Raw genomic sequence first — 3480 nt, 5'->3', positions numbered from 1 at the left:
TCGTCCGTCCGCTCGTTGGACAGGGGTGAGAGGAACTCGTGGACGAGGTAGCCGTGCGCCGCGTGGATCTCGACCACGTCGAACCCGGCCTGATCCGCGCGTCGCGCGGCATCGGCGAAGGCGTCCACCACGCCGCGGATCCCCTCGAGGTCCAGCGCGACGGGAGTGGCCATGTCGCCGAACGGGATCGCCGAGGGGGCGACCGTGGTCCACCCGCCCTCCTCTACCGGCAGCGAGCCGGTGGGCTCTCCCGGGAAGGCCCTGTAGGTCGACGCCTTGCGCCCGGCGTGGGCCAGTTGGATCCCGATCGCCGCGCCCTGCGAGTGCACGAAGTCCACGATCGGCGCCCACGCGTCCCGCTGCGCGTCGTTCCACAGCCCGGCGTCGTGGGCGCTGATGCGACCCTCCGGGACCACCGCGGACGCCTCCGCGACGATCAGCCCGAACCCGCCCTGCGCCCGCGCGCCGAGGTGCACGAGATGCCACGGGGTGGGGACGCCGTCGCGGGCGTCGCACGAGTACTGGCACATCGGTGAGAGCCACGCGCGGTTCCGGATCTCGAGATCGCGGATTCGGATGGGGTCGAAGAGCAGCGGCATGCCACCGATTAAACCCGCGCCGGCCGGGTCAGGGTCGCCGGGGACCACCCCCGGACGGGCGCTCACGCACCCCTTCGCCGCCGACTAGCGTGGGCGCCATGACTGACGCCCAGACCGGACCGGGTTCCTCCTCGGAGCCCACGCTGACCCCACAGCCGCAGCTCACCCATCTCGACGCCGAGGGCCGGGTCCGGATGGTCGACGTGGGCGACAAGGCCGTCACCACCCGCACCGCCACCGCCGAGGGGGTCTTCCGCACCCGGCCGGAGGTGGTGACCATGGTCGCGGGCGACGATCTGGGCAAGGCCGACGTACTGGCCACCGCCAGATTGGCCGGGATCGGCGCCGCCAAGAAGACCTCCGAGCTGATCCCCCTGTGTCACCAGATCCCCCTGAACTCGGTCAAGGTGCGCTTCGATCTCGACGCGCCGGCCGGCGAGATCAGAGTGTCGGCCACCGCCAGGACGACCGGCCGCACGGGCGTGGAGATGGAGGCGCTCACCGCCGTGTCGGTGGCCGGCCTGACGCTGCACGACATGGTCAAGGCCGTCGACCCCCTGGCCACGATGGACGGGGTCAGGCTGGCCGCCAAGACCGGCGGCAAGCGGGGCGACTGGACCAGGGAGTCCGACGACGAGTCGGCTCGCGCGGCCACCGGGCGGACCGCGGTGGAGTCGGGCCGGAGCGCCGTCGTCGTCGTCTCCTCCACCGCCGCCGCGCACGGGCGACGGGAGGACACCACCGGCCCCGCCATCGAGGGCTGGCTCCTCGAGCGCGGTTTCTCCCCGGTCGAGGTCCACGTGGTCCCGGACGCCGAGATCGCCGCGGTGGTGACCGAACAGGTCCGCCGCTCGCCGGCCGTCCTGCTGACCACCGGCGGCACCGGGGTCGCCCCTGATGACCGCACCCCCGAGGCCACCGCGCCCCACCTGGAACTCGAGCTCCCCGGCGTCGCCGAGGCGATGCGCGCCCGCGGGCTGGCCTCGACCCCCACCGCCGCGATGAGCCGCGGCCTGGCGGGCTTCTCCGGACGTACCCTGGTGGCGAACCTCCCGGGCTCTTCGGGCGGGGTGCGCGACGGACTTGCGGTACTCGACGAGTTGTTGGACCACCTGCTCGCCGTCCACGCCCACGGTGGCGGGCACTGACCGTCCCCGCCCGCAGCCGCCCGGGACCGAACCGCGAGGAGGAACCGACCATGACCGTCCGCAGTCCACTCGTGCAGATCACCGAGACCGCGATCGACCCCCGTGAGGTCGAGAAGGCCGTCTGGAGCACCGCCGACGGCGCCATGGTCACGTTCTCCGGGGTGGTGCGCGACCACGACCACGGTCGCGACGTGCTCGACATCGAGTACTCGGCCCACCCCACGGCGCAGGACGTCCTCGAACGGCTCTGCGACGAGGTGGCGACCGAACACACCTCGCCCGACCTCGAGAAGGGCGGACCGCTCGACCCGCGGCGCTCCGTCCGCATCGGCGCGGTGCACCGGGTGGGGGTGCTGCCGGTGGGCGAGGTCGCCGTGGTGGTGGTGGCCGTGGCGCCGCACCGGGCCGAGGCCTTTGCCGCCTGCTCGGAGCTCATCGAACGACTCAAGCGCGGGGTGCCCATCTGGAAGCGGCAGCGCTTCACCGACGGCGTCTCGGAGTGGGTGGGCGTCGGCGACTGCTGAGTCGATCAGGCTGGCCGTCTGCGGGATCCGTGCCTGTGGTGACCCGGCGGGTTGACGAGTGTGCCGTCGTCGGCGATGGTGCGATCCGCGTAGGCGTTCCACTCGCGTTCCCGGATGGCGTCACGAGCACGGGCCAGGGGGCCCTTGGGTCTGGTGCGGTGTTCGTGCCCGGTGTCGGTGATGATGACGAGATCACCCAACGGCCCGGACCGGTAGGCGTTGGTCCCGAACGTCTTCTCCCGGTGGTGTTTCCGACACAGGCAGACGAGGTTCCACTCGGTGGTCGGCCCGCCGAGTTCAGGGTCCTTCTTGTTGAACGCGAGCACATGGTCCACGTCGCAGTCCTCGGCGGGAACCGAGCACCCCGGGTGCCGGCAGGTGCCGTCGCGCAATCGGATGCGCTCGGCCATCGCCGGGGTGATCACGTAGCGCAGGGCGTGTTCCGGGGAGTCGAGCACGCCCGGGGCAGGGTCGATGAGCTCGAACCGCACGCTCGCGTCGTCCCCCTCGAGCAGTTCCGTGCAGAGCCACTCGAAGCTGCTGTACGCGCCGTGGACGAACTCGACACGGTTGGGCAGGCCCCGGGCCGCGGAGGCGATCACGCTGATGCGGATCGGCTGACCGGCCCGCGCGGCGTTGCCCAGTGTGGGCCGGGGCAGGTCCGCGCCGACCCTGACGTCGCCGAGTTCGATGCCGTCGTGCTCGATGCCGTCGTGCTCGATACCGTCGTGCTCGGACGCGCGGGCAGCGGCGGAGGCGGCATCGGCCGCGGACCGGCCCGCATCTGACGGGTAGACGGCGAGCGCGGCGAGGGCGTCGGCGCGGAGCTGGTCCATGGGACGATCCAACCCGTCCGCCGAGGCGGCCGACGCGTCGGTCTCGATGCGACGCCGAAGGAGTTCGGCATCGGCAGCGGTGAGCCTGGCCCACATCGTGGCTATGCCGTTCCGTGCCCCGCGGAATCGGACCGAGCGGGTAGCGGCCGCCGCGGCGGCTGCATCCTCCGCGGCAGCCGGGTCGTGTCTCCCCACGGCATCATCGATCACGGAGTCCACCGCGGTGCGGCTCGGCCGGTCGCCACCGTCGAGGTCGTCCATGACACGCGCGACCACCTCGTCCTCCACGACCGACACGATCGCGTCGGGTACCTCGGCCAGGCGGCACGCGATATCGATCGCCAACTGCTCGGGCATCAACCCGCGGTCGATC

General features: G+C 72.2%; 3 protein-coding genes and 1 pseudogene. 2 read left to right on the top strand and 2 right to left on the bottom strand.

The window, feature by feature from the left end; genetic code table 11:
* Positions 1-599, bottom strand: a pseudogene (locus tag G6031_RS08850) (NADH:flavin oxidoreductase/NADH oxidase); the annotation flags it as partial.
* A 98-nt stretch (positions 600-697) separates the two neighbouring features.
* Between G6031_RS08850 and moaCB the strand changes: the two are divergent.
* Together moaCB and G6031_RS08840 are read left to right on the top strand one after the other, a co-directional pair.
* Positions 698-1747 carry a bifunctional molybdenum cofactor biosynthesis protein MoaC/MoaB gene (gene moaCB, locus G6031_RS08845; RefSeq protein WP_182653043.1) on the top strand — a complete coding sequence of 350 codons (1050 nt, stop codon included), beginning with the start codon at positions 698-700 and terminating at the stop codon, positions 1745-1747.
* Between the two features lie 50 nt (positions 1748-1797).
* Entirely contained in the window at positions 1798-2271 is a 474-nt protein-coding gene (locus G6031_RS08840) for a molybdenum cofactor biosynthesis protein MoaE (RefSeq protein ID WP_182639505.1), read from the top strand.
* Positions 2272-2276: 5 nt separating this feature from the next.
* Here G6031_RS08840 and G6031_RS08835 read toward each other — a convergent pair.
* Positions 2277-3480: HNH endonuclease signature motif containing protein (locus tag G6031_RS08835; protein WP_241737267.1), on the bottom strand; the 1204-nt coding region annotated here is incomplete at its 5' end.

Source organism: Dietzia sp. CQ4 (assembly GCF_014145125.1).
In the GTDB taxonomy this organism is placed as follows: domain Bacteria; phylum Actinomycetota; class Actinomycetes; order Mycobacteriales; family Mycobacteriaceae; genus Dietzia; species Dietzia natronolimnaea.
The sequence above is the reverse complement of the archived record's forward strand: the minus strand, read 5'-3'. Positions and strand labels throughout refer to the sequence as shown.

Coding starts and splice junctions, on each gene's coding strand:
- moaCB (WP_182653043.1), top strand. CDS start 698: ATGACTGACGCCCAGACCGGACCGGGTTCCTCCTCGGAGCCCACGCTG.
- G6031_RS08840 (WP_182639505.1), top strand. CDS start 1,798: ATGACCGTCCGCAGTCCACTCGTGCAGATCACCGAGACCGCGATCGAC.